The organism is Streptomyces sp. NPDC007808, from assembly GCF_042868655.1.
Classification (GTDB): domain Bacteria; phylum Actinomycetota; class Actinomycetes; order Streptomycetales; family Streptomycetaceae; genus Streptomyces.
The window spans coordinates 357,743-379,605 of record NZ_JBIAEQ010000006.1 but is presented as its reverse complement, the minus strand read 5'-3'; the positions used below and the strand labels follow the sequence as shown (position 1 = coordinate 379,605).

17 protein-coding genes are annotated in these 21,863 nt (G+C 69.1%); 4 read left to right on the top strand and 13 right to left on the bottom strand.

Going from position 1 to position 21,863, the window contains the following annotated elements; translation table 11 throughout:
* Positions 1-12 precede the first annotated feature (12 nt).
* From prcA to arc, 6 genes are all read right to left on the bottom strand, one after another.
* Positions 13-774 carry a proteasome subunit alpha gene (gene prcA, locus ACFYNL_RS24065; protein ID WP_388806844.1) on the bottom strand — a complete coding sequence of 254 codons (762 nt, stop codon included), beginning with the start codon at positions 772-774 and terminating at the stop codon, positions 13-15.
* A gap of 63 nt (positions 775-837) precedes the next feature.
* Positions 838-1,683 (bottom strand): proteasome subunit beta, encoded by an 846-nt coding sequence (gene prcB, locus ACFYNL_RS24060; protein ID WP_388806842.1) that lies wholly within the window; start codon positions 1,681-1,683, stop codon positions 838-840.
* On the bottom strand, positions 1,635-1,991 hold the full coding sequence (locus ACFYNL_RS24055; protein ID WP_388806840.1) for an endonuclease VII domain-containing protein: 357 nt from the start codon (positions 1,989-1,991) through the stop codon (positions 1,635-1,637). The genes prcB and ACFYNL_RS24055 overlap by 49 nt, the downstream gene beginning before the upstream one ends.
* 274 nt (positions 1,992-2,265) lie before the next feature.
* Positions 2,266-2,484, bottom strand: a complete 219-nt coding sequence (locus ACFYNL_RS24050; protein WP_030244016.1) for a ubiquitin-like protein Pup — start codon at positions 2,482-2,484, stop codon at positions 2,266-2,268.
* Between the two features lie 200 nt (positions 2,485-2,684).
* Positions 2,685-4,196, bottom strand: a complete 1,512-nt coding sequence (dop, locus tag ACFYNL_RS24045; RefSeq protein ID WP_388806837.1) for a depupylase/deamidase Dop — start codon at positions 4,194-4,196, stop codon at positions 2,685-2,687.
* Positions 4,197-4,418: 222 nt separating this feature from the next.
* On the bottom strand, positions 4,419-6,185 hold the full coding sequence (arc, locus tag ACFYNL_RS24040) for a proteasome ATPase (protein WP_388806835.1): 1,767 nt from the start codon (positions 6,183-6,185) through the stop codon (positions 4,419-4,421).
* Positions 6,186-6,430: 245 nt separating this feature from the next.
* Here arc and ACFYNL_RS24035 point away from each other — a divergent pair, with 245 nt between their 5' ends.
* On the top strand, positions 6,431-6,736 hold the full coding sequence (locus ACFYNL_RS24035; RefSeq protein ID WP_388806833.1) for a ferredoxin: 306 nt from the start codon (positions 6,431-6,433) through the stop codon (positions 6,734-6,736).
* A gap of 57 nt (positions 6,737-6,793) precedes the next feature.
* Here ACFYNL_RS24035 and ACFYNL_RS24030 read toward each other — a convergent pair whose 3' ends face one another.
* The 3 genes from ACFYNL_RS24030 to ACFYNL_RS24020 all read right to left on the bottom strand — a co-directional run bounded on the left by ACFYNL_RS24030 (position 6,794) and on the right by ACFYNL_RS24020 (position 10,490).
* The gene (locus tag ACFYNL_RS24030) at positions 6,794-7,372 is read right to left on the bottom strand and encodes a hypothetical protein (RefSeq protein ID WP_388806831.1); all 579 of its coding nucleotides are present in this window, start codon (positions 7,370-7,372) and stop codon (positions 6,794-6,796) included.
* A gap of 284 nt (positions 7,373-7,656) precedes the next feature.
* Positions 7,657-8,559 carry a tRNA (adenine-N1)-methyltransferase gene (locus ACFYNL_RS24025; RefSeq protein WP_302001929.1) on the bottom strand — a complete coding sequence of 301 codons (903 nt, stop codon included), beginning with the start codon at positions 8,557-8,559 and terminating at the stop codon, positions 7,657-7,659.
* 59 nt (positions 8,560-8,618) lie between these two features.
* Positions 8,619-10,490, bottom strand: coding sequence for a site-2 protease family protein (locus ACFYNL_RS24020; protein WP_388806829.1), 1,872 nt, complete (start codon positions 10,488-10,490; stop codon positions 8,619-8,621).
* A 174-nt stretch (positions 10,491-10,664) separates the two neighbouring features.
* On the opposite strand from ACFYNL_RS24020, the gene ACFYNL_RS24015 reads away from it, so the two are divergent.
* A complete protein-coding gene (locus tag ACFYNL_RS24015) occupies positions 10,665-11,666 on the top strand; it encodes a RecB family exonuclease (RefSeq protein WP_388806827.1) in 1,002 nt (333 codons plus the stop codon).
* A 14-nt stretch (positions 11,667-11,680) separates the two neighbouring features.
* A complete protein-coding gene (locus tag ACFYNL_RS24010; protein ID WP_020141342.1) occupies positions 11,681-12,352 on the top strand; it encodes a response regulator transcription factor in 672 nt (223 codons plus the stop codon).
* 120 nt (positions 12,353-12,472) lie between these two features.
* Here ACFYNL_RS24010 and ACFYNL_RS24005 read toward each other — a convergent pair whose 3' ends face one another.
* From ACFYNL_RS24005 to metH, 4 genes are all read right to left on the bottom strand, one after another.
* Positions 12,473-14,053, bottom strand: a complete 1,581-nt coding sequence (locus ACFYNL_RS24005) for an ABC transporter substrate-binding protein (RefSeq protein ID WP_388806825.1) — start codon at positions 14,051-14,053, stop codon at positions 12,473-12,475.
* Positions 14,054-14,152: 99 nt separating this feature from the next.
* Positions 14,153-15,757, bottom strand: a complete 1,605-nt coding sequence (locus tag ACFYNL_RS24000; protein WP_388806823.1) for an ABC transporter substrate-binding protein — start codon at positions 15,755-15,757, stop codon at positions 14,153-14,155.
* A 444-nt stretch (positions 15,758-16,201) separates the two neighbouring features.
* Positions 16,202-16,897 (bottom strand): HAD family hydrolase, encoded by a 696-nt coding sequence (locus ACFYNL_RS23995; protein ID WP_388806821.1) that lies wholly within the window; start codon positions 16,895-16,897, stop codon positions 16,202-16,204.
* 182 nt (positions 16,898-17,079) lie between these two features.
* Positions 17,080-20,595, bottom strand: coding sequence for a methionine synthase (metH, locus tag ACFYNL_RS23990; protein WP_388806819.1), 3,516 nt, complete (start codon positions 20,593-20,595; stop codon positions 17,080-17,082).
* 294 nt (positions 20,596-20,889) lie between these two features.
* On the opposite strand from metH, the gene ACFYNL_RS23985 reads away from it, so the two are divergent.
* Positions 20,890-21,654, top strand: a complete 765-nt coding sequence (locus tag ACFYNL_RS23985) for an IclR family transcriptional regulator (RefSeq protein WP_388806817.1) — start codon at positions 20,890-20,892, stop codon at positions 21,652-21,654.
* Positions 21,655-21,863: the final 209 nt, after the last annotated feature.

Sequence of the window (21,863 nt, the reverse complement as noted above, 5' to 3'; positions counted from 1 at the left end):
GACGAGGCGGAACTACTCCTCGGACCCCTCGGAGTCCTCCGCCCCGTCGGCGCTCTCGGCCTCCGTCGAGGCTCCGTCCGCCTCCAGCAACCGCGCGAGCTGACGACCGACGATGCGCTTGAACTTGCGGGACTGCGGACGCGTACGATCCAGCACCGCGACCTCCAGCCGCTCCGCGGGGATCTCCCGCTGCGTGCCGTTCGTGTCACGGGAAAGAGCCTGCACCGCGAGCTTGAGGGCGTCGGCCAGACTCATCCCGTCCTGATGACGCTGATCCAGGTAGCTGCTGATCTGCTCGGCGTTACCACCCACCGCGACCGAACCGTGCTCGTCCACGATCGAGCCGTCGTGCGGCAGCCGGTAGATCTGGTCGCCCTCGGGCGTCTCCCCGACCTCCGCGACGACCAGCTCCACCTCGTACGGCTTCTCACCCGCCGACGAGAAGATCGTGCCCAGCGTCTGGGCGTAGACATTGGCCAGACCACGGGCGGTGACATCATCACGGTCATAGGTGTAGCCACGAAGATCGGCGTACCGCACGCCACCGATCCGCAAATTCTCGTACTCGTTGTACTTGCCGGCCGCCGCGAAGCCGATCCGGTCGTAGATCTCGCTGAACTTGTGCAGCGCACGGGACGGATTCTCGCCGATGAAGACAATGCCATCGGCGTACTGCAGCACGACCAGGCTGCGGCCGCGCGCGATGCCCTTGCGGGCGAACTCCGCGCGGTCGGTCATCGCCTGCTGAGGTGAGACATAGAACGGCGTCGACACCGGTTATCCGTCCCTTTCTGTCGAAGTCAAAGGATCACCTTGATAAGACCGAACCGTCGTCGCCTACAGCAACGAGGCCCGCGGGCCGTCGGGCTGCTCCAGGCGCCGCTCCAGGATCGAACGGGCGATCTCGGAGGACTCGTCGTCGCCGAGCCGGCGGAAACCGTCCTCGGTGATCACGGTGACGATCGGGTAGATCCGGCGGGCGACATCGGGACCAGCGGTCGCCGAGTCGTCGTCAGCCGCGTCGTACAGGGCCTGCACCACGAGCGTCGTGGCCTCGGCCTCGCTCAGGTCCGCGCGGAAGAGCTTCTTCATCGCGCCGCGCGCGAAGATCGAACCGGAGCCGGTGGCGGCGTAACCGTGCTCCTCGGAACGACCACCCGTGACGTCGTAGGAGAAGATCCGGCCCTTCTCCCGGTCCACGTCGTACCCGGCGAACAGCGGCACCACCGCCAGCCCCTGCATCGCCATGCCCAGGTTCGACCTGATCATGGTCGACAACCGGTTCGCCTTGCCCTCCAGCGACAGCTGGGCGCCCTCGACCTTCTCGAAGTGCTCCAGCTCCAGCTGGAAGAGCTTCACCATCTCGATGGCGAGACCGGCGGTGCCGGCGATACCGACGGCCGAGTACTCGTCCGCCGGGAAGACCTTCTCCATGTCGCGCTGCGCGATGACGTTGCCCATGGTGGCCCGCCGGTCACCGGCCAGCACGACGCCTCCCGGGAACGTCACCGCCACGATGGTCGTGCCGTGCGGCGCCTCGATCACCCCCTGCACCGGCGGCAGTTGGCGGTTCCCCGGCAGCAGCCGAGGCTGGTGCTCGGAGAGGAAGTCCATGAACGAGGACGACCCAGGCGTCAGGAAGGCAGCTGGTAGACGCCCGGTGCTACGAGTGTTGGCTTCCACGCGATTCCTTCCACGTAAGCAGCAGCCCGCCTCATGACGTCGGGCCGATCCTTGAACTGCCCCAGTGCGGCATTGCAGCTGAAGCACAGTACGTCACGGACCCTACCCGTCTCGTGGCAGTGATCCACATGCTCTGCCGGAGCAGCAAGGCATATACAGCAGGTGCCTTGCCGCCCAGGGACCAGCGCATCCAACTCCCGCGGCGTCAGGCCGTACTTGCGCTTCAGATGACCTGCACGGTTGTCGACGCACGGCAAGATCGGCACCGCGACGCCAAGCCATCCGGAGATGACTTCTTCCTGTGCCATTCCGAGTGCGGCTCGACCTCTCCGCACGCCTGACCGTGCTTGTCACCCTCTCGGACGGCTTCAGGAAAAGGGAGTGCTCTCCCCATGGCTTCCTGGCGCCTCCGGTCGGACTCGGCAGCACAGTCCCGGCAGCGGTGTTGCAGACCGTCCAGATGGGGCCGCTCGGCTGCGAAGGCTGCGCGCGGCTTGATCTCGCCGCACCGCGCACAGCGCTTCTCGATCGATCGGCCCCCATCCACTTCGTCTCACCTTCAGATCGAAGGCGAAAGCAGCCCTACTGGCCGCCCTTCTGAACGAATGACCTCACGAAATCCTCGGCGTTCTCCTCGAGCACATCATCGATTTCGTCGAGGACGGAGTCCACGTCGTCGCTCAGCTTCTCCTGACGCTCCTTGAGGTCCTCCGAAGCCTGCGCCTCGGCCGCCTGCTCCTCGACCTCCTCCGTGGAGCGCGTGGCCTTCTGCTGCCCGCCGCCGGTGTCCTTGGTTGCCATATCCCTCACCCCGCTCAGTTCGCCCCGACATGGTCGACAGGTCGGCTTTCCTGCCGATCGGTGATGATCAGACCCTACAAGCCGGGTCCGACATCGGCCCCGCAGTTTCGGCAACGTACGGGGGCCATCTCGATGATTCCCGGACGCCGGGTTTTCCACCCTGCCGGGCCGGCGTCCGCCTCGCCCGGCACGAGTACCCCTCAGTGGCCCGACAGGACCCTGACCAGGTCTTCCGCGGTGCGGCAGCGGTCCAGGAGCTCCTTGACGTGATTTCGCGTTCCGCGAAGCGGTTCGAGGGTTGGGACCCGCTGGAGGGAGTCGCGGCCGGGCAGGTCGAAGATGACCGAGTCCCAGGAGGCCGCGGCGACGTCGTCGGCGTACTGCTCCAGGCAGCGTCCGCGGAAGTACGCGCGTGTGTCCTCCGGCGGCTTGGCCTTGGCCCGCTCGACCTCGTCCTCGCCCAGGAGCCGCTTCATGCGGCCGCGGGCCGCCAGGCGGTTGTACAGGCCCTTCTCGGGGCGTACGTCGGCGTACTGGAGGTCGAGGAGGTGGAGCTTCGCGGCGTCCCAGTCGAGGTTGTCGCGGCGCCGGTAGCCCTCCATGAGCTCCCGCTTGGCGACCCAGTCCAGCTCGCCCGCGAGGCTCATCGGGTCGCGTTCGAGGCGGTTGAGGGTGTCCTCCCACCGGGACAGGATGTCCTTGGTCTGCTCGTCCGCGTCCGCGCCGAAGCGCTCTTCGACGTACTTGCGGGACAGCTCGAAGTACTCCATCTGGAGCTGGACGGCGGTGAGTGTGCGGCCGCTGCGCAGCGTGATCAGACGTTGGAGCGACGGGTCGTGCGAGACCTGGTGGAGGGTGCGAACGGGCTGGTCGACGGCCAGGTCGACGGCGATGAAGCCGTCCTCGATCATCGACAGGACCAGGGCCGTGGTGCCGAGCTTGAGGTAGGTGGAGATCTCCGAGAGGTTCGCGTCGCCGATGATCACGTGCAGGCGGCGGTATTTCTCGGCGTCGGAGTGCGGCTCGTCGCGGGTGTTGATGATGGGGCGCTTGAGGGTCGTCTCAAGGCCCACCTCGACCTCGAAGTAGTCCGCTCGCTGGCTGAGCTGGAAGCCGTGTTCATGGCCGTCCTGGCCGATGCCGACACGGCCGGCTCCGGCGAAGACCTGGCGGGAGACGAAGAAGGGCGTCAGGTGGCGCACGATGTCCGAGAAGGGGGTCTCCCGCTTCATCAGGTAGTTCTCGTGCGTGCCGTAGGAGGCGCCCTTGTTGTCGGTGTTGTTCTTGTAGAGGTGGATGGGCTGGGCACCGGGGAGCTGGGCGGCGCGTTCGGCGGCCTCGGCCATGATCCGCTCGCCGGCCTTGTCCCACAGCACGGCGTCTCGTGGATTGGTGACCTCGGGCGCGCTGTACTCGGGGTGCGCGTGGTCGACGTAGAGTCGCGCTCCGTTGGTGAGGATGACGTTGGCCAGGCCGATGTCCTCGTCGGTGAGCTGGCTGGCGTCGGCGGACTCGCGGGCGAGGTCGAAGCCTCGCGCGTCGCGCAGCGGGTTCTCCTCCTCGAAGTCCCAGCGGGCCCGGCGGGCCCGGTGCATCGCCGCCGCGTAGGCGTTGACGATCTGGGATGAGGTGAGCATGGCATTGGCGTTGGGGTGGCCGGGGACGGAGATCCCGTACTCCGTCTCGATGCCCATTACTCGCCGTACGGTCATGCGGCCCTCCTTGCCCGGCGGCACCCTCGGTCATGGGCGCCGCGCAGATACCGCTGGCGCTCGGTTGCGTGTGCGGTGCCCGTCCCCGCACTGCGCGACTCGGCGGTATGGAAGAGCCTAGAACGCCTTTGCGCTGGTGGGGAGATCATTTGCGTCATTGCCTCGCCTGAAAAACAGTGGGCTGCGGGTACCCGTCGAGGGCACCCGCAGCCGCCCTGGTTTTTACAGGTACTGACCGGTGTTGGCCACCGTGTCGATGGAGCGTCCGGTGTCCGCGCCCTGCTTTCCGGTGATGAGGGTGCGGATGTAGACGATCCGCTCGCCCTTCTTTCCGGAGATCCGGGCCCAGTCGTCCGGGTTGGTGGTGTTGGGCAGGTCCTCGTTCTCCTTGAACTCGTCCACGCAGGCCTGGAGGAGGTGGGAGACGCGCAGACCCTTCTGGTTGTGCTCCAGGAAGTCCTTGATCGCCATCTTCTTGGCGCGGCCCACGATGTTCTCGATCATGGCACCGGAGTTGAAGTCCTTGAAGTAGAGGACTTCCTTGTCGCCGTTGGCGTAGGTGACTTCCAGGAAGCGGTTCTCCTCGGATTCGGCGTACATCTGCTCGACGGCGGTCTGGATCATGCTCTGGACCGTCATCGACTTGTCGCCGCTGTGCTCCCCGAGGTCCTCGGAGTGCAGGGGCAGGCGCTCGGTGAGGTACTTGCCGAAGATGTCCTTGGCGGCCTCGGCGTCCGGACGCTCGATCTTGATCTTCACGTCCAGGCGGCCGGGGCGCAGGATGGCGGGGTCGATCATGTCCTCGCGGTTGGAGGCACCGATGACGACCACGTTCTGCAGGCCTTCGACGCCGTCGATCTCGGCGAGCAGCTGGGGGACGATGGTGTTCTCCACGTCCGAGCTGACGCCGGAGCCCCGGGTACGGAAGAGGGATTCCATCTCGTCGAAGAAGACGATGACGGGTGTGCCCTCGCTGGCCTTCTCGCGTGCGCGCTGGAAGACCAGGCGGATCTGCCGCTCGGTCTCGCCGACGTACTTGTTGAGGAGCTCGGGGCCCTTGATGTTGAGGAAGAAGCTCTTGCCCTGGGCCTGGCCGGTGACCTCGGCGACCTTCTTGGCCAGCGAGTTGGCGACGGCCTTGGCGATGAGTGTCTTGCCGCATCCGGGGGGCCCGTACAGGAGGACGCCCTTGGGCGGCCGCAGTTCGTGCTCCTTGAACAGGTCGGGGTAGAGGTACGGGAGCTCGACGGCGTCGCGGATCATCTCGATCTGGTTGCCGAGGCCGCCGATGGATTCGTAGCCGATGTCCGGTACTTCTTCGAGGACGAGTTCCTCGACCTCGCTCTTGGGAACGATCTCGTAGACGTAGCCGGAGCGGGGTTCGAGCAGCAGGGCGTCGCCGGGACGGATGGTGACACCCAGCAGCGGCTCGGCGAGCCGTACCACCCGTTCCTCGTCGGTGTGCCCGAGCACCAGCGCGCGTTCGCCGTCCTCAAGGATCTCCTTGAGGGTGACGATGTCGCCGACGCTCTCGAACTCCATGGCCTCGACCACGTTGAGCGCTTCGTTGAGCATGACTTCCTGGCCGCGCCTGAGGTCGTCGAGTTCGACGCTCGGGCTGACGTTCACGCGGAGTTTGCGGCCTCCGGTGAAGATGTCTGCGGTGCCGTCCTCGTTGGCCTGCAGGAAGACACCGAAGCCGGCCGGCGGCTGTGCGAGCCGGTCGACCTCCTCCTTGAGGGCCACGATCTGGTCGCGGGCCTCACGGAGCGTGTTGGCGAGTCGCTCGTTCTGGGCGGACACGCCGGCCAGGTTCGTCTGCAGCTCGACGATCCGCTCTTCGAGAATCCTCGTGTGTCGCGGAGAGTCGGCGAGCTTGCGTCGCAGGACGGCGATCTCCTGCTCAAGGTAGGCGATCTGCCCGGCCGGGTCGTCGGACCCTCGTCCCGGGCGGATGCCGCGGTTCATGTCGTCGTCGTGGGCTGCCACGGTCCTCACCTCCTCCAAGGGGAGCTGGACGCTTCCAGACCCTACCTGGGTGGGTGTCGATTGAAACCCCTAGATCACAAAGACTGTCGGGGTGTGTCCGATCTTCACCCTTGCGCTCTCCCTCACGCCAGGGGAATACCCACCGCACATGATTGGAACCCAGGCGGAGGTAGGGTCGAAGCGTTCAACACCCGTCAGAGCTGGCCGGATTCCCGTACGGCTCGGCGTAGGAAACGGCAGGAGAGATGAGCGTGGAGCAGACGGCCGGGGTCGAGGGTGAGGCACTGGAGGTCTGGATCGACCAGGATCTCTGTACTGGTGACGGCATCTGCGCCCAGTACGCGCCCGAGGTGTTCGAGCTGGACATCGACGGTCTGGCCTATGTGAAGAGCCCGGCGGACGAGCTGCTGCAGGCCGAGGGGGCGACAACGCCCGTACCGTTGCCGCTTCTCACGGATGTGGTGGACTCGGCGAAGGAGTGTCCGGGCGAGTGCATCCATGTACGTCGCGTTTCGGACAAGGTCGAGGTGTACGGTCCGGACGCGGAGTGACCTTGCCTGTACGGGGTGTTACTACTGTCTGATTTCTCACATGTGCCGGTGGCATGGTCACACGGGTTGGGCGCCGGCGGGTGTGGACCGGACGAACGCGCCGTTCTCCCACTGCCATTTCGCGCTGTCCTTCACGTCCGGGCAGCAGCGGGGTACGTCGTCCGAGGAGTAGCTGAGCAGGTCGGCGAGGACGGCTCCGTCCCGGACCGCGAGGTCACTGACGGTGATGCTGTCCTTCGGGTCGACGAGGGTCGCGACGACGCGTGGGGTGGCCGTCTCGGCGCCCTGGGTGAGGACGTACACGCCGTCGGGCGGGGTGCCCATGGGCGCGTCGCAGTGCACGACCGCGACCGTCTCAGGGGTGCCGTCGCCGTCGAGGTCGCCGGTCGCCTTCTTCACCACGACCGCCTTCACCGGGCCGCATTCGAGCGGGAAGTCGACGCGTGCGGGGTCGGGGGGTGCCGCCGCCGCGGGGGCGTTCTTCGCGTCGGTGGCGGGGGCTTGGGCCGCTGTCGCCGAATCCGGCTGCAGGACGGAGGAGAGGGCCACGACTCCGGCGAGGGCCGTGGCGGTGGCGAGCCAGTGGATCGGGCGGGCGTGCGTGTGCGCCAGTTCCGGGACGGCGGGTTGCTGCACTAGGAGCGTCTCCTGTGAGGGCTGTGCCGGTGGGGTGCCCAGCATCGTGCCACACGTCACAGTGCGGGGGAACGGCGGGGTGTGGAGTTGTGGTGCCGAATCTCCGTGGTCAGGGCGTACGGCGGTCGTACGAGTAGGCATGTCGTACCGGGTGCGCGCCTGGTTGGACCGTCTGTTGTCGCGCGTTGTTGCGGCATCAACAGAAAGGCGCTGTGGTCGAGTTCCCGGGGCGTCCCGGGAACTCGACCACAGCGCTTGTACGTTGAATGGGGGACGAGACCGTCTCAGCGGCCGGCGCCTCCGTCGGCGTTGGGGCCCTCGTAGTCCTCGCCGTAGGCGCCCTTGGCGGGGCGGCGGCGGCGCATGGGCGGCTCGACGCCGTCCGCGAGTCGGCGGGCGGTCAGCAGGAAGCCGGTGTGGCCGATCATCCGGTGGTCCGGGCGGACGGCGAGGCCCTCGATGTGCCAGTTGCGGATCATCGTCTCCCAGGCGGTCGGCTCGTTGAAGCAGCCGATCTCGCGGATGGACTCGACGGTCCGGGCGAGCTGGGTGGTGGTGGCGACGTAGCAGCAGACGATGCCGCCGGGGACGAGCGCCTTGGAGACGGCTTCCAGGCATTCCCAGGGGGCGAGCATGTCGAGGATGACGCGGTCGACGTCGGTGTCGCTCAGGTTGTCCTGGAGGTCGCCGACGGTGAGCTGCCAGGCGGGGTGGGGGCCGCCGAAGTAGCGCTCCACGTTCTGGCGGGCGATGTCGGCGAAGTCCTCGCGGCGCTCGTACGAGTGCAGCATGCCCTGGTCGCCGATGGCGCGCAGCAGGAAGCTGCTGAGCGAGCCGGAGCCGACGCCGGCCTCGACGACGCGTGCGCCGGGGAAGATGTCGGCGAAGGCGAGGATCTGCCCCGCGTCCTTCGGGTAGACGACGGCTGCCCCGCGGGGCATGGACAGGACGTAGTCGGGGAGCAGGGGGCGCAGCGCGAGGTAGGCGACGTTCCCGGTGGTGCGGACAACGCTGCCCTCGGGAGCGCCGATCAGTTCGTCGTGCGGGAAGGAACCCTTGTGGGTGTGGAAGTTCTTCCCGGCTTCGAGCGTGAACGTGTAGTGGCGGCCCTTGGGGTCGGTCAGCTGAACCTGGTCCCCGACCTTGAAGGGCCCGCGCCTGCGGGCGGCACCGGTCGGTTCGGACATGTGACCAGCCTACCGGGGTTTGTGGGGGCCGCCGACCACGTCCGGGTGCCCGCTGCTCGTCAGCTGGGGCGGGCCATGGCCTTGACGAAGGCCCGCTCCACGTCGGCCGCGGACAGGACCCCGTAGATCTCGCCGGTCTCCTCGACCACCAGGTACTCGGTGGCCGGGGTCGCCCGCAGGGCGTCGAGGAGTTCCTCGCCCGAGAGCTCCGCGGAGACCCGCATGCCGTCCGTGAGTTCCTGGGCGAGGCCGCTGACGGCGACCCAGGGGCGTCGGTGTTCCGGTACGCCGACGATGGCGGCCTCGCGGACGAGGGAGAGCGGGTGGCCGTCGGCGTCGACGACGACCAGGGCACGGGCACCGGCGGCGTTGGCGCGGCGCAGGGCCTCGGAGAGGGGGGTGTCGCCCTCCACGGGGACGGCGCGGCGGGTGAGTGTGCGGGCGCGCAGTTCGGGGAGGTGTTCGCGCAGGCGGGCCACGCGCAGGCTGTTGCCGGCGCCGGTCCAGATGATCGCGGCGAGGATGGCGGCGAGCAGGGCGTCCATCACGGTGTCCATGCCGACGTTGTCCACGGCGTCGGCGCCGAGCGCGCCGGACTGGGTGAGCCACGGCAGTCCGATGAGGACGGAGACGGCGAGGACCCGGCCGACCCAGGCGGCGGCGATGGTGCCGGCCATCGGTTTGCCGGTGACCTTCCAGACGACGGCGCGCAGCATGCGGCCGCCGTCGAGGGGCAGGCCGGGGAGCAGGTTGAACACGGCCACGATCAGGTTGGAGATCATCAGGCCGGCCAGCAGGACGCCGGGGACGGTGCCGGGTTCGACGGCCTGCACGGCGCCGTAGAAGACGCCGGCCAGGACGAGGGAGAGGAGCGGGCCGACGAAGGCGAGGACGAACTCGCGTCCGGGTGTCTCGGCTTCCTTCTCGATCTCCGAGACACCGCCGAAGAACTGCAGCTGGATGCGGCGCACGGGCAGCTTGAAGCGGAGGGCGGCGACCGTGTGGGCCAGCTCATGGACCAGGACGGAGGCGTAGAAGGCGACGGCGAAGAACAGCGAGACGAGGTAGCGGGCGGCACCGAGTTCGGGCAGCACGCGGTCGAGTTGCCCGCCGAAGACCCAGGTGATCAGGGCGGCCACGAGGAACCAGCTGGGCGCGACGTAGACGGGTACGCCGAAGGGGCGTCCCATCAGCAGACCGCCACGCGGCTCCGGGGGCCGGGGCGGCTGGCCCTGGGTGCCACCGTGCGCAAAGGTGCGGTCGGTGTGGTCGGTGGGCGTGGGCTGGGGGTCGGTCGGGGCAGGCCGGGGCTCGGTGGGGGCTTGGTGGCCGGTGTGGGCTTGGTGGCCGGTGGTGGCCCGGGGGTCTGCGGCGGGGACGGTGTCGCCGCCGTCGGGCGTCGTGCCCGGGCTCTGCGGCTGCTGGGCGGCGGGACGGTCGGCGGTGCCCTCGGACGGGGTCGGGCCGGGCGTGCGGGCCGGGCGGTCGGCGTCCTGGGCGACCGCGCGCGTGGCCGGTGCGTGGGCTTCGGCGGGTTCGTCGGCGTCCCGCCGGCCGGCACCCGGCGTCTGCGGGTGGGAGCCGTCGGCAGTGGACGCGGGGTGGTCATGGGGCGAGGTACCGGCCGGCGTACGGCGGCCGGTGGCGGCCGGGGTGTGTGCCGGGCCGTCGGTGTCGGCACGCCGCGCCTCGGCCGAGCCGTCCTCGGGGCGTGCGGGGGCGTCCGCGGCGGTGTCCTCGCCGGGCAGGTCCGAGCGCCGTACGACCATGGTGGGTTCGTCGGCCGGCGGTGTGGGGGCCTGGTCGGAGCCCGTGGCCCGTCGGGGCGAGCCGGAGCGTGTGGGGCCGGGGGCCGGGGTCGCAGGTGTTGCGTGGCGCTCGGCCGATTCCTCGTCGCCGGACCGCGGCTGCCCGCTGCCGCTCTCGTCCACGGTGTCCCCTCGTTCGAAGCGTCTTCCGCACCTGCCGGGCGGAAGGGTCTCGGGTCGATGGTATGCGGCGGTCGCCACGCCTCTCTCCCCGGCACCCCTCTGTTTCCCCAGCTGCTGCGGCCGTAACGGCCGCGGTTGGGTCACTGTCAGTGGCGGGCCGTATGGTCTGTGGTCATGGAGACGAGCACGGAGGGGGCCGCGGAGGACTGCGGCAGCGATGTCGCGCCGGCGGCGGACGAGTACCCGGCGGGGGCCAACGGCGCGGTGGCGACCGTCGAGGCGGGTGAGGGCGGGGGCACGGCGGCCGACGTGGCCGCTCCCCGGGTGATACCGCCGACGTCGCTGTCCCCCTCTCGCGCCAGTGATTTCATGCAGTGTCCGCTGCTCTACCGGTTCCGGGTGATCGACCGGCTGCCGGAGAAGCCGAGCGCGGCGGCGACGAAGGGCACGCTGGTGCACGCGGTGCTGGAGCGGCTCTTCGACGCCCCGGCGGCCGAGCGGACCGCTCCACGTGCCAAGTCGCTCATCCCCGGCCAGTGGGACCGGCTGCGGGAGAGCCGGCCGGAGCTGGTGGAGCTGTTCGCGGACGATCCCGAGGGCGAGCGGCTGGCGGCCTGGCTGGGTGAGGCGGAGCGGCTCGTCGAGCGGTGGTTCGGTCTGGAGGACCCGACCCGGCTGGAGCCCGCCGAGCGCGAGCTGTTCGTCGAGGCCGAGCTGGACTCCGGGCTGCGGCTGCGCGGCATCATCGACCGGGTCGACGTGGCGGCGACGGGCGAGGTGCGGATCGTCGACTACAAGACGGGCAAGGCGCCGCGGCCCGAGTACGCCGAGGGCGCGCTGTTCCAGATGAAGTTCTACGCGCTGGTCGTGTGGCGGCTGAAGAACGTGATCCCGCGCCGCCTCCAGCTCGTCTACCTCGGCAGCGGTGACGTGCTGACCTACGACCCCGTGCTCGCGGACCTGGAGCGGGTCGAGCGCAAGCTGCTCGCGCTGTGGGAGGCGATCCGGCTGGCGACGGAGACGGGTGACTGGCGGCCCAGGCCGACCAAGCTGTGCGGCTGGTGCGACCACCAGGCGCACTGCCCGGAATTCGGCGGCACTCCCCCGCCCTATCCCCTGCCGGTGAGGGCGGCCGAGTCCGGTGGTGGCTCGCAGGGCAGAATGGGGCCGGACTAGCGAAGGAGACTTACGTGGCCATCCGCGTCCTATTGGTCGACGACCAGCCGCTGCTGCGTACCGGCTTCCGGATGATCCTGGAGGCGGAGCAGGACATCGCGGTCGTGGGCGAGGCCGGAGACGGCCTCCAGGCCCTCGACCAGGTGCGGGCTCTGCAGCCCGATGTGGTTCTGATGGACATCCGCATGCCCCGGATGGACGGTGTCGAGGCGACGCGGCAGATCACCGGGCCCGGGCGGGACGGTCCGGCGAAGGTGCTGGTGCTGACCACCTTCGATCTCGACGAGTACGTGGTGGAGGCGCTGAGGGCGGGTGCCAGCGGCTTCCTGCTGAAGGACGCCCCGGCCAACGAGCTGGTGCAGGCGATCCGTGTGGTCGCCGCCGGCGAGGCGATGCTCGCGCCCAGCATCACCCGCCGGCTGCTCGACAAGTACGCGACCCATCTGCCCTCCGGCGACGAGCCCGTGCCGGACACCCTGCACACGCTGACCGACCGCGAGGTGGAGGTGCTGAAGCTGGTGGCGCGGGGCCTGTCCAACGCGGAGATCGCAGCGGACCTGTTCGTCAGCGAGACCACCGTCAAGACGCATGTGGGGCATGTGCTGACCAAGTTGGGGCTGCGTGACCGGGTGCAGGCGGCGGTGTACGCGTACGAGAGCGGGCTGGTGCGCCCCGGCGCGCAGTAGGAGCGTGCGCCGCTGCGCCTGGCCGGCGCCGGGTGCCGGTGTCCACGACGAGACGAAGAGGGCGCCCCCTTCAGGAGAAGGGGGCGCCCTCTATGCGTGTGGGGCCGGTTCGCCGGACCGTCAGTCCTTGTCGAGCTCCCAGAAGCGGAACACGGTGGAGGCGTCGAGGCAGTACTCCAGGCCGTAGACGTTCTCGTGGACGACCGCGTACTGCTTGGCCTGCCACACGGGAAGGACGGGCAGTTCCTTGGCCACGATGTCCTGGAGCTCGCCGAACTCGTCGTCCGTGGCGGAGCGGTCGCTCTCGGCGGCGGTGGTCGGGATGAGCGTGCCGGTGATCGAGTTGTTGCTGTAGTTGTTGCTCAGCACGTTGCCCTTGCCGAAGAAGGGGGCCGTGAAGTTGTCGGCGTCCGGGTAGTCCGGGATCCAGCCCTTCACGTACACGCCGTACTTGCCGGCGGCTATGTCCTTCTCGTACTGGTCGAACGCGACGGACTGCACGTCTGCGTCGAAGAGGCCGCTGGCGTTGAGCTGCTGAGCGATCGTCTTCAGTGCCTGGTCGGTGGCGGGGCCGTAGCGGGACGGGGTGGACCACAGGGTCAGCTTGACCTTGTCGTTGATGCCCTCGTCCCGCAGTGCCGCGGCGGCCTTGGCCTTGGAGGGCCGGGCGCCGTAGGTGTCGAAGAAGGCCGTGTTGTGGCCGCCGATGCCCGCCGGGATGATCGAGTACAGCGGGGTCGCCGTGCCCTGGTAGACGTCCCGGATGACGGCGTCCCGGTCGATGAGGTGGGCGATCGCCTTGCGGACGCCGAGCTGGCCGGCGACCGGGTCGTCCATGTTGAAGACGAGGTGCTGGACCTCGGCGCTGCTGCCTTCGACGACCTCGACGCCGGCGTCGGTGCCGGCCCTCTCGATGTCGGCGATGTCGCCGGCGGTGAGGCCTCGGTAGGCGATGTCGACCTCGTTGTCGAGGAGTGCCTTCTTCAGGGCTCCCTGGTCGCCGTGGAAGAACTTCAGCGTCACGCCGTCGTTCTGGACCTCGGCGGTGCCCTTGTAGTTCTCGTTGACGGAGAACACGGCCTCGTCGTCGTCGAACTTGTCGAGCTTGTACGGGCCGGAGCCGACCGCGGCTCCGTCCTTGCGCAGGCCGTCCGCGTCGTACTGGTCCTCGTCGACGATGGAGCCGGCGCCGGAGGCGATCTTGCTGGGGAAGGTGGCGTCGGGGGTGTTGAGCCGGAAGACGACCGTCTTGTCGTCCGGCGTCTGCACCTTCTCCAGGGTGGGGAACATGACCGCGGGGCCGTCGGGGTCGTTGATCTTCAGCACGCGGTCGAAGGAGAACTTGACGTCCGAGGAGGTGAGGGCGTCACCGTTGCTGAACTTCAGGCCGTCCTTGAGGGTGCACTTGTAGACCGTGGCCTTCGTGTCGGAGAAGGCGCACTGCTCGGCGGCCTCGGGCTGCGGCTCGGTGGCGCCCTTGGGGAAGCTGAGCAGCGACTGGAAGACGTTGTTGAACAACAGCCAGGAGCCGGGGTCGTAGCCGGAGGCGGGGTCGGTGGCCAGGACGTCGTCGGACATCCCCATGACCACCGAGGTGCCGGAGCCCCCGGTATCGCCCGTCTCCGTTCCGCAGCCGGTCAGCAGGCCGGAGGCCAGCCCTGCCACGACGGGCAGAACTGGCCACTGGTTGCGCATGTTCACGTACGAGTGCCTTGTCGTCGGTTGTGAGGAGCCCGGGTCTGGTCGTGTGCCCGGGCCGGTCCCGGCGCCCAGGGCCTGGGTGCCGGGGTCGGAGAGACGTCAGCCGCTCACGCCACGGCCGAGCTCCCACAGCTGAAGAGAGGATGACGAGTTGAGCACGTACGCCGTGCCCGTGACGTCGTCGCCCGCGGCGACGTACTGCTTGCCCTGCCACAGGGGCAGCACGGGTACGTCGTTCGCGACGATGTCCTGGATGTCCGTCAGGCTGTCGGCCGCGGCCAGGCGGTCGGCCGCGCGGCGGGACTCCGGGATGAGGGTGTTGCGGATCGCGCTGTTGGCGTACGGCGAACCGAGGAAGTTGTCCTTGTCGAGGAAGGGCGCGAGGTAGTTGTCGGCGTCCGGGAAGTCCGGGAACCAGCCCATCCCGTAGACCTCGTACGCGCCCTTCTGCTCGGCGGGGCGGAACGTGGCCCAGGGGGTGCCCTTGATGCTGACGTCGAACAGGCCGCTGTCGTTGAGCTGCTTGCGCAGCAGCTCGAACTCCTTCTTCGTGGCGGGGCCGTAGTGGTCGGTGGTGTAGTGCAGCGTCAGCTTCACGGGGGTGGTGACTCCGGCCTTCTCCAGCATGGCCTTGGCCTTGCCGACGCTCGGGTCGCCGTACCTGTTGAAGAACGCGTTGGAATGGCCCGTGATGCTGGCGGGGACCAGCGAGTACAGCGGTTCGGCCTGGGAGCCGTAGACCTTGGAGACGAGTTCGCCGCGGTTGACGACCTGGGCCATGGCCTGGCGGACGGCCTTGGTGCGCACGGACGGGTCGTTGGTGTTGAAGGCCAGGTAGCGGATCTCCAGGCCGGACATGTCGACGAGGTCCACGCTGTCGTCGGAGTCGGACGACAGCTTGTCGATCTGCTCGGGCGACATGGTGCGGGTCATCAGGTCGATGTCGCCCTTGTCCAGGGCGGCGCCCATGGCGTCGGCGTCCGTGAAGTTGCGCAGCTCCACCTTGTCGTTGTTCACCTCCAGACTCCCCTTGTACTCGGGGTTCTTGGTGAACACGGCGGAGACGAGCCGGTCGCCCTCGACCTCGGCCTTGAGGGTGTACGGGCCGGAGCCGTCGACCTCGAAGCCGTCGCGCAGCCTGCCCTTGACGTAGGTGTCCGGGTCGACGATGCCCGCGACCGGGGTGGACAGCTTGTACGGGAAGGTGGCGTCGGCGGTCCTGAGATGGAAGATGACCTCGCGGTCGCCCTTGGTCTCGACGGTGTCGATGGTGGACAGCAGGGCGAAGACGCCACTGTCGGCCTTCAGGGAGCGGGCGCGGTCGATGGAGTACTTCACGTCGGCCGCGGTCACGGGGTCGCCGTTCGCGAACTTCAGGCCCTCGCGCAGGGTGCAGGCGTAACGCTCGTTGCCGCTGTCGGTGAAGCCGCAGCTCTGGGCCGCCTCGGGCACGGGGTTGCCCTCGCCGCGCGGCTGGATCATCAGGGTCTGCACGGTCTGGCGCAGGATGTTCCAGGTGCCGACGTCGTAGGCGTAGGCGGGGTCGAGGGGCGCGGGAGCGTCCTTCGAGACAGTGAACGCGTCCGTGGTGCCGACGACGATCGCGTCGCCGCTGTCGCTGCCGCTGTCGGTTCCGCCGCAGGCGGCGAGAACCGGCGCGAGCAGGCCGATGACGGCCGGCAGCACCAAGGTCTTGCGGTTCATGCTCGGGTTTCTCCAGCTGTCGACTCCGTGTACCCGGCATGCAGGGGTGGCGCGGCGGGATCACGGGGTAAGTGCGATGTTCTCGCGACGAGGTTAGTCCGCGTACACAGGAGGGTTCGCAACCACCGGAGTTGAGGCCCCCTCACGCAGCGGAACCGGTCGCGGACTCAACGAAAAACTGACAGTGGAAGGATTAGTGCACCGGTCCATCAATCGGGACACAAGGGAGCACGGGAAGCTCCTCCGAGAGGGGCGGAAGCCCGTCCCGGAGGATCCGCCGGGCCCGATTCGAGTGGTGAACCTCACAAACTGAACGTTCTTGGTGCTGCCGGAATTCGGCCACCCGGCCGTTCGAATTCCTTTCGGAATTTCCCGCGCTATCGGTGTTGCACGCTGCGTGAACATCGGGCGCATTTCCGTGGTGACGGCGTTGCTCAGGGCTTGTCATGCCGCCATCAGGCCGCGCAGAAAAGCAAGATCGACCTCTTCCAGCGAGGTCACCACGGTGCGCCGGGCGGCCGGGGTGATGGGCGCCACCGACGGCACCGCCACCACATGACAGCCCGCGGCCTCGGCCGCCGCCACACCGGTCGCCGTGTCCTCGACGACGGCGCAGCGCGCCGGGTCCGCGCCGAGACCGGCCGCGGCCAACAGGTACGGGTCCGGGTGCGGCTTGGTGCGCGGCACCTCGTCGCCGGCCACGGTGAGGGCGAAGTGCTGCGGGCCGAGCGAGGTGAGCACACGGTCGATGATGCGCCGGTGCGAGGCGGAGACCAGGGCCGTCGGGATCTCGTACGCGGCCAGCTCGGCCAGCAGCCGGGCGGCCCCCGGCATCAGCGGCAGGGTGCGGTCGATGCGGTCCTCGAAGCCCTCGTTGAGCAGTACCGTCAGTTCGGCGAGGGTGATGTCGGCGCCGGTCGCCTCGATCAGGAACCCCGCGCTGCGGGTCATGGGGCCGCCGACCACGACATGGCGCCAGGAGTCGTCCAGGGCGTGCCCGAGGCCGGCGAAGACCTCGACCTCGACGTCCCACCAGAAGCCCTCGGTGTCCACCAGGGTTCCGTCCATGTCGAGCAGCACGGCTTGCAGGGCCGAGCCCTCGGCCGTGCGGGTTGCGGGCGCGGGGACCGTGCTGGTCATCCACATACCTCCTTGAAGGGACGATCAGGCCGGTTCCCCAGAGAGGAACCGGCCTGCGGTGGACCGACCAGTGTACGTCCGTCCCGGGCGAAGCGCCTCGTTTATCCGGCGTGGCCCGGGGCACATCCTCTGTACCGCCAGGGGCCGCTCCGACGTGCGCCGATACGGCCCGGAGGGATCCGTCAGCGGGCGTTGAAGTACTTCGCCTCGGGGTGGTGGATCACGATCGCGTCGGTGGACTGCTCCGGGTGCAGCTGGAACTCCTCCGACAGGTGGACGCCGATGCGCTCCGGCTGGAGCAGGTCGGCGATCTTGGACCGGTCCTCCAGGTTGGGGCAGGCGCCGTAGCCGAGGGAGAAGCGGGCCCCCCGGTACTTCAGGGCGAACATGTCCTCGATCTCGGACGGGTCCTCCCCGGCGAAGCCCAGTTCCGAGCGCACGCGCGCGTGCCAGTACTCGGCGAGAGCCTCCGCCAGCTGCACGGACAGGCCGTGCAGCTCCAGGTAGTCGCGGTAGGAGTTCGACTCGAACAGCCGGGCCGTCTCCTCACCGATCCGGGAGCCCACGGTGACCACCTGGAGGCCGACGACGTCGGTCTCGCCCGACTCCTGCGGCCGGAAGAAGTCGGCGAGGCACAGGCGGCGCCCTCGGCGCTGGCGCGGGAAGGTGAAGCGGGTGCGCTCGTTGCCGTGCTCGTCCAGGAGGATCAGGTCGTCGTCCTTGGAGACACACGGGAAGTAGCCGTAGACGACGGCCGCTTCGAGCAGGTTCTCCGTCTGGAGCCGGTCGAGCAGGCCGCGCAGGCGCGGGCGGCCCTCGGTCTCGACGAGTTCCTGGTACGACGGGCCGTCTCCGGTACGGGCCTCCTTCAGGCCCCACTGGCCCTTGAAGAGGGCGCCCTCGTCGAGCCAGGACGCGTACTCCTTGAGCTGGATGCCCTTGATGACGCGGGTGCCCCAGAACGGCGGCTCGGGGACCGGGTTGTCGGTGGCGACGTCGGAACGGACGCCGCCCTCCTCGGGCCGCTCCTCGACCACGGCGGCCGAAGTGGCCCGCACCCGGCGCTGCTTGAGCTCGGGCAACTTGGCGCCGGGCACGCCCCGCTTGACCCCGATCAGGGCGTCCATCAGGCGCAGGCCCTCGAAGGCGTCGCGGGCGTAGCGGACTTCGCCCTCGTAGATCTCGTGCAGATCCTGCTCGACGTACGCGCGCGTGAGGGCGGCGCCGCCGAGGATGACCGGGAAGTTCGCCGCCAGGCCGCGCTGGTTGAGCTCCTCCAGGTTCTCCTTCATGATCACCGTGGACTTCACCAGGAGCCCGGACATGCCGATGACGTCGGCCTTGTGCTCCTCGGCGGCCTCCAGGATCGCCGAGACGGGCTGCTTGATGCCCAGATTGACCACGTTGTAGCCGTTGTTGGACAGGATGATGTCCACGAGGTTCTTGCCGATGTCGTGCACGTCGCCGCGCACGGTGGCCAGCACGATGGTGCCCTTGCCGTCGGCGTCGGACTTCTCCATGTGCGGTTCGAGGTAGGCCACGGCGGCCTTCATCACCTCGGCGGACTGGAGCACGAACGGCAGCTGCATCTGGCCGGAGCCGAACAGCTCGCCGACGACCTTCATGCCGTCCAGGAGGGTGTTGTTGACGATGTCGAGCGCGGGGGTGTCCTGGAGCGCCTCGTCCAGGTCGGGCTCCAGGCCGTTGCGCTCGCCGTCGATGATGCGGCGCTTGAGGCGCTCCTGAAGCGGCAGCGCGGCCAGTTCCTCGGCCTTGCCCGCCTTCAGCGACTTGGCGGTGGCGCCCTCGAACAGGGCCATCAGCTTCTGCAGAGGGTCGTAACCCTCGCTGCGGCGGTCGTAGATGAGGTCGAGGGCGGTGGTCACCTCCTCCTCGCTGAAGCGGGCGATGGGCAGGATCTTCGACGCGTGGACGATCGCCGAGTCCAGGCCCGCCCTGACGCACTCGTCGAGGAAGACGGAGTTGAGCAGGATGCGGGCGGCCGGGTTGAGGCCGAAGGAGATGTTCGACAGGCCCAGGGTGGTCTGGACGTCCGGGTGGCGGCGCTTGAGTTCGCGGATCGCCTCGATGGTGGCGATGCCGTCCTTGCGGGACTCCTCCTGACCGGTGCAGATGGTGAAGGTCAGGGTGTCGATGAGGATGTCCGACTCGTGGATGCCCCAGTTGGTCGTCAGGTCCTCGATCAGCCGCTCGGCGATCTCGACCTTCTTCTGAGGGGTGCGGGCCTGGCCCTCCTCGTCGATGGTCAACGCGATCAGGGCGGCGCCGTGCTCCCGCGCGAGCGTGGTGACGCGGGCGAAGCGGGACTCCGGGCCGTCGCCGTCCTCGTAGTTGACGGAGTTGATGACCGCCCGGCCGCCGAGCTTCTCCAGGCCGGCCTGGATGACGTCGACCTCGGTGGAGTCCAGCACGATCGGCAGCGTGGAGGCGGTGGCGAAGCGACCGGCGAGCTCCTCCATGTCGGCGACGCCGTCGCGGCCGACGTAGTCCACGCACAGGTCGAGCATGTGCGCGCCCTCGCGGATCTGCTCGCGGGCCATCTCCACACAGTCGTCCCAGCGGCCCGCCAGCATCGCCTCGCGGAACTTCTTGGAGCCGTTGGCGTTGGTGCGTTCGCCGATGGCCAGGTAGGAGGTGTCCTGGCGGAACGGGACGGTCTGGTAGAGGGAGGCGGCGCCCGGCTCGGGCTGCGGCCGGCGCTCCACGGGGGTGGCGCCGCGCAGCCGCTCCACGAGCTGCCTGAGGTGCTCGGGGGTCGTGCCGCAGCAGCCGCCGATGAGGTTCAGGCCGTAGTCCCGTACGAAGGTCTCCTGGGCGTCGGCCAGGCCCTCGGGGTCGAGCGGGAAGTGGGCGCCGTCCTTGGTGAGGATCGGCAGGCCGGCGTTCGGCATGCACAGCAGCGGGGTGCGCGAGTGCCGCGCGAGGTAGCGCAGGTGCTCGCTCATCTCGGCGGGGCCGGTCGAGCAGTTCAGGCCGATCATGTCGATGCCGAGGGGCTCCAGCGCGGTGAGCGCGGCGCCGATCTCGGATCCCAGCAGCATGGTGCCGGTGGTCTCGAAGGCCATCGACACCAGCAGCGGAACCTCGGTTCCGGTCGCCTCCATCGCGCGCCGGGCGCCGAGGATCGAGGACTTGGTCTGGAGGAGGTCCTGGGTGGTCTCCACGATCAGGGCGTCCGCGCCGCCGGCGAGCAGGCCCTCGGCGTTCGCCTGGAAGCCGTCGCGCAGCGTGCCGTAGCCGATGTGACCCAGGGTCGGCAGCTTCGTACCCGGGCCGATGGAGCCCAGGACCCAGCGCTGGCGGCCATCGCGGGCGCCGAACGCGTCGGCCGTCTCGCGGGCGATACGGGCGCCCGCCTCGGACAGCTCGTACACCCGGTCGGCGATGTCGTACTCGGCCATGGCCGAGTGGTTGGCGCCGAAGGTGTTGGTCTCGACGCAGTCCACGCCCGACTCGAAGTACGCCTCGTGGACGGAGCGGACGATGTCGGGCCGGGTGAGGTTGAGGATCTCGTTGCAGCCCTCGAGGTTCTCGAAGTCCTCAAGGGTGGGCTCCTGGGCCTGCAACATGGTGCCCATCGCTCCGTCGGCCACCACCACACGGGTGGCGAGCGCCTCGCGGAGGGCGGACACACGGGTCCGGCTGTCGGCTGAAGGGGTCGGTGGCAACGAGGCCATGAAAGGGCTCCCTGGAGTGCGACGGCTGTCGGCTTTGCGCCCTACGTGGAGCCGTCCACAGCGGGCGCACGCCGCCAGACTAGCCGGGACCGCCCAGAAATGGTCAGGGCGTCCACGAGGCGGGATGACGAGGGATGATCAGCCGACTCCGGACAGCAGTGTCCCGGGGGGAGTGCACGGATGCCGACGGACCATTAGCGAGAGGTCGGCATCGACTAGTAGTGTTCGACATTGCCGAACGGCGGCAGCGACGTCGCGAGGTCGACGCTCGAAGGGGACGGAGGCAGTACGGCGATGGCACGGAACATCCAGTCGCTCGAGCGGGCGGCCGCGATGCTGCGGCTGCTCGCGGGCGGCGAGCGGCGGCTCGGCCTGTCCGACATCGCCTCCTCGCTGGGCCTCGCCAAGGGCACCGCCCACGGGATCCTGCGGACCCTCCAGCAGGAGGGCTTCGTCGAGCAGGACGAGGCGTCCGGGCGCTACCAGCTGGGCGCCGAGCTGCTGCGCCTGGGCACCACCTATCTGGATGTGCACGAGCTGCGGGCCCGCGCCCTGGTGTGGACGGACGACCTGGCGCGTTCCAGCGGGGAGAGCGTCTATCTGGGTGTCCTGCACCAGCAGGGCGTGCTGATCGTCCACCATGTCTTCCGGCCCGACGACAGCAGGCAAGTGCTGGAGATCGGGGCCATGCAGCCCCTGCACTCCACGGCTCTGGGCAAGGTTCTGTCGGCCTACGACCCGGTGGCGCACAGCGAGGCGATCGAGTCCGACCGCAAGGCGTTCACCGACCGGACCGTGTGCGAACTCGACGGGTTCGAGCACATCCTCGACATGACCCGCGCGCGTGGCTACGCAGCCGACGTCGAGGAGACCTGGGAGGGCGTCGCGTCCGTCGCCGCCCCCATCCACGACCGGCGCCGCATGCCGGTCGGCTCCGTGGGCATCACCGGGGCCGTGGAGCGGCTGTGCCGGGACGGCGAGCTGCGTCCCGAGCTGATCGCGGCGGTACGGGACTGCGCCCGCGCGGTGTCGCGGGATCTGGGCGCCGGACGGTTCTGAGGACGGGCGCGGGGCGGCTCGGGGCTGTACGGACGCTTCCGGGCGGCCCGGGGGCTGCACGGACGTTTCCGGACGGCGCGGCTTCCGGGCGACCCGGGGGCTGTACGGACGCTTCCGGCGACCCGCACGGGACGGTTCCGAGGGGTCGCACCAGACGCTTCCGCGGGCGCACCGGATGGTTCTGAGGGCTCGCACGAGACGTTTCCCAG

Bases quoted from the DNA above. Each gene is read 5' to 3' on its own strand.
- ACFYNL_RS24055 (WP_388806840.1), bottom strand. From the start codon at position 1,991: ATGGCACAGGAAGAAGTCATCTCCGGATGGCTTGGCGTCGCGGTGCCG.
- ACFYNL_RS24050 (WP_030244016.1), bottom strand. From the start codon at position 2,484: ATGGCAACCAAGGACACCGGCGGCGGGCAGCAGAAGGCCACGCGCTCC.
- dop (WP_388806837.1), bottom strand. From the start codon at position 4,196: ATGACCGTACGGCGAGTAATGGGCATCGAGACGGAGTACGGGATCTCC.
- ACFYNL_RS24035 (WP_388806833.1), top strand. From the start codon at position 6,431: ATGAGCGTGGAGCAGACGGCCGGGGTCGAGGGTGAGGCACTGGAGGTC.
- ACFYNL_RS24025 (WP_302001929.1), bottom strand. From the start codon at position 8,559: ATGTCCGAACCGACCGGTGCCGCCCGCAGGCGCGGGCCCTTCAAGGTC.
- ACFYNL_RS24015 (WP_388806827.1), top strand. From the start codon at position 10,665: ATGGAGACGAGCACGGAGGGGGCCGCGGAGGACTGCGGCAGCGATGTC.
- ACFYNL_RS24000 (WP_388806823.1), bottom strand. From the start codon at position 15,757: ATGAACCGCAAGACCTTGGTGCTGCCGGCCGTCATCGGCCTGCTCGCG.
- ACFYNL_RS23995 (WP_388806821.1), bottom strand. From the start codon at position 16,897: ATGACCAGCACGGTCCCCGCGCCCGCAACCCGCACGGCCGAGGGCTCG.
- metH (WP_388806819.1), bottom strand. From the start codon at position 20,595: ATGGCCTCGTTGCCACCGACCCCTTCAGCCGACAGCCGGACCCGTGTG.
- ACFYNL_RS23985 (WP_388806817.1), top strand. From the start codon at position 20,890: ATGGCACGGAACATCCAGTCGCTCGAGCGGGCGGCCGCGATGCTGCGG.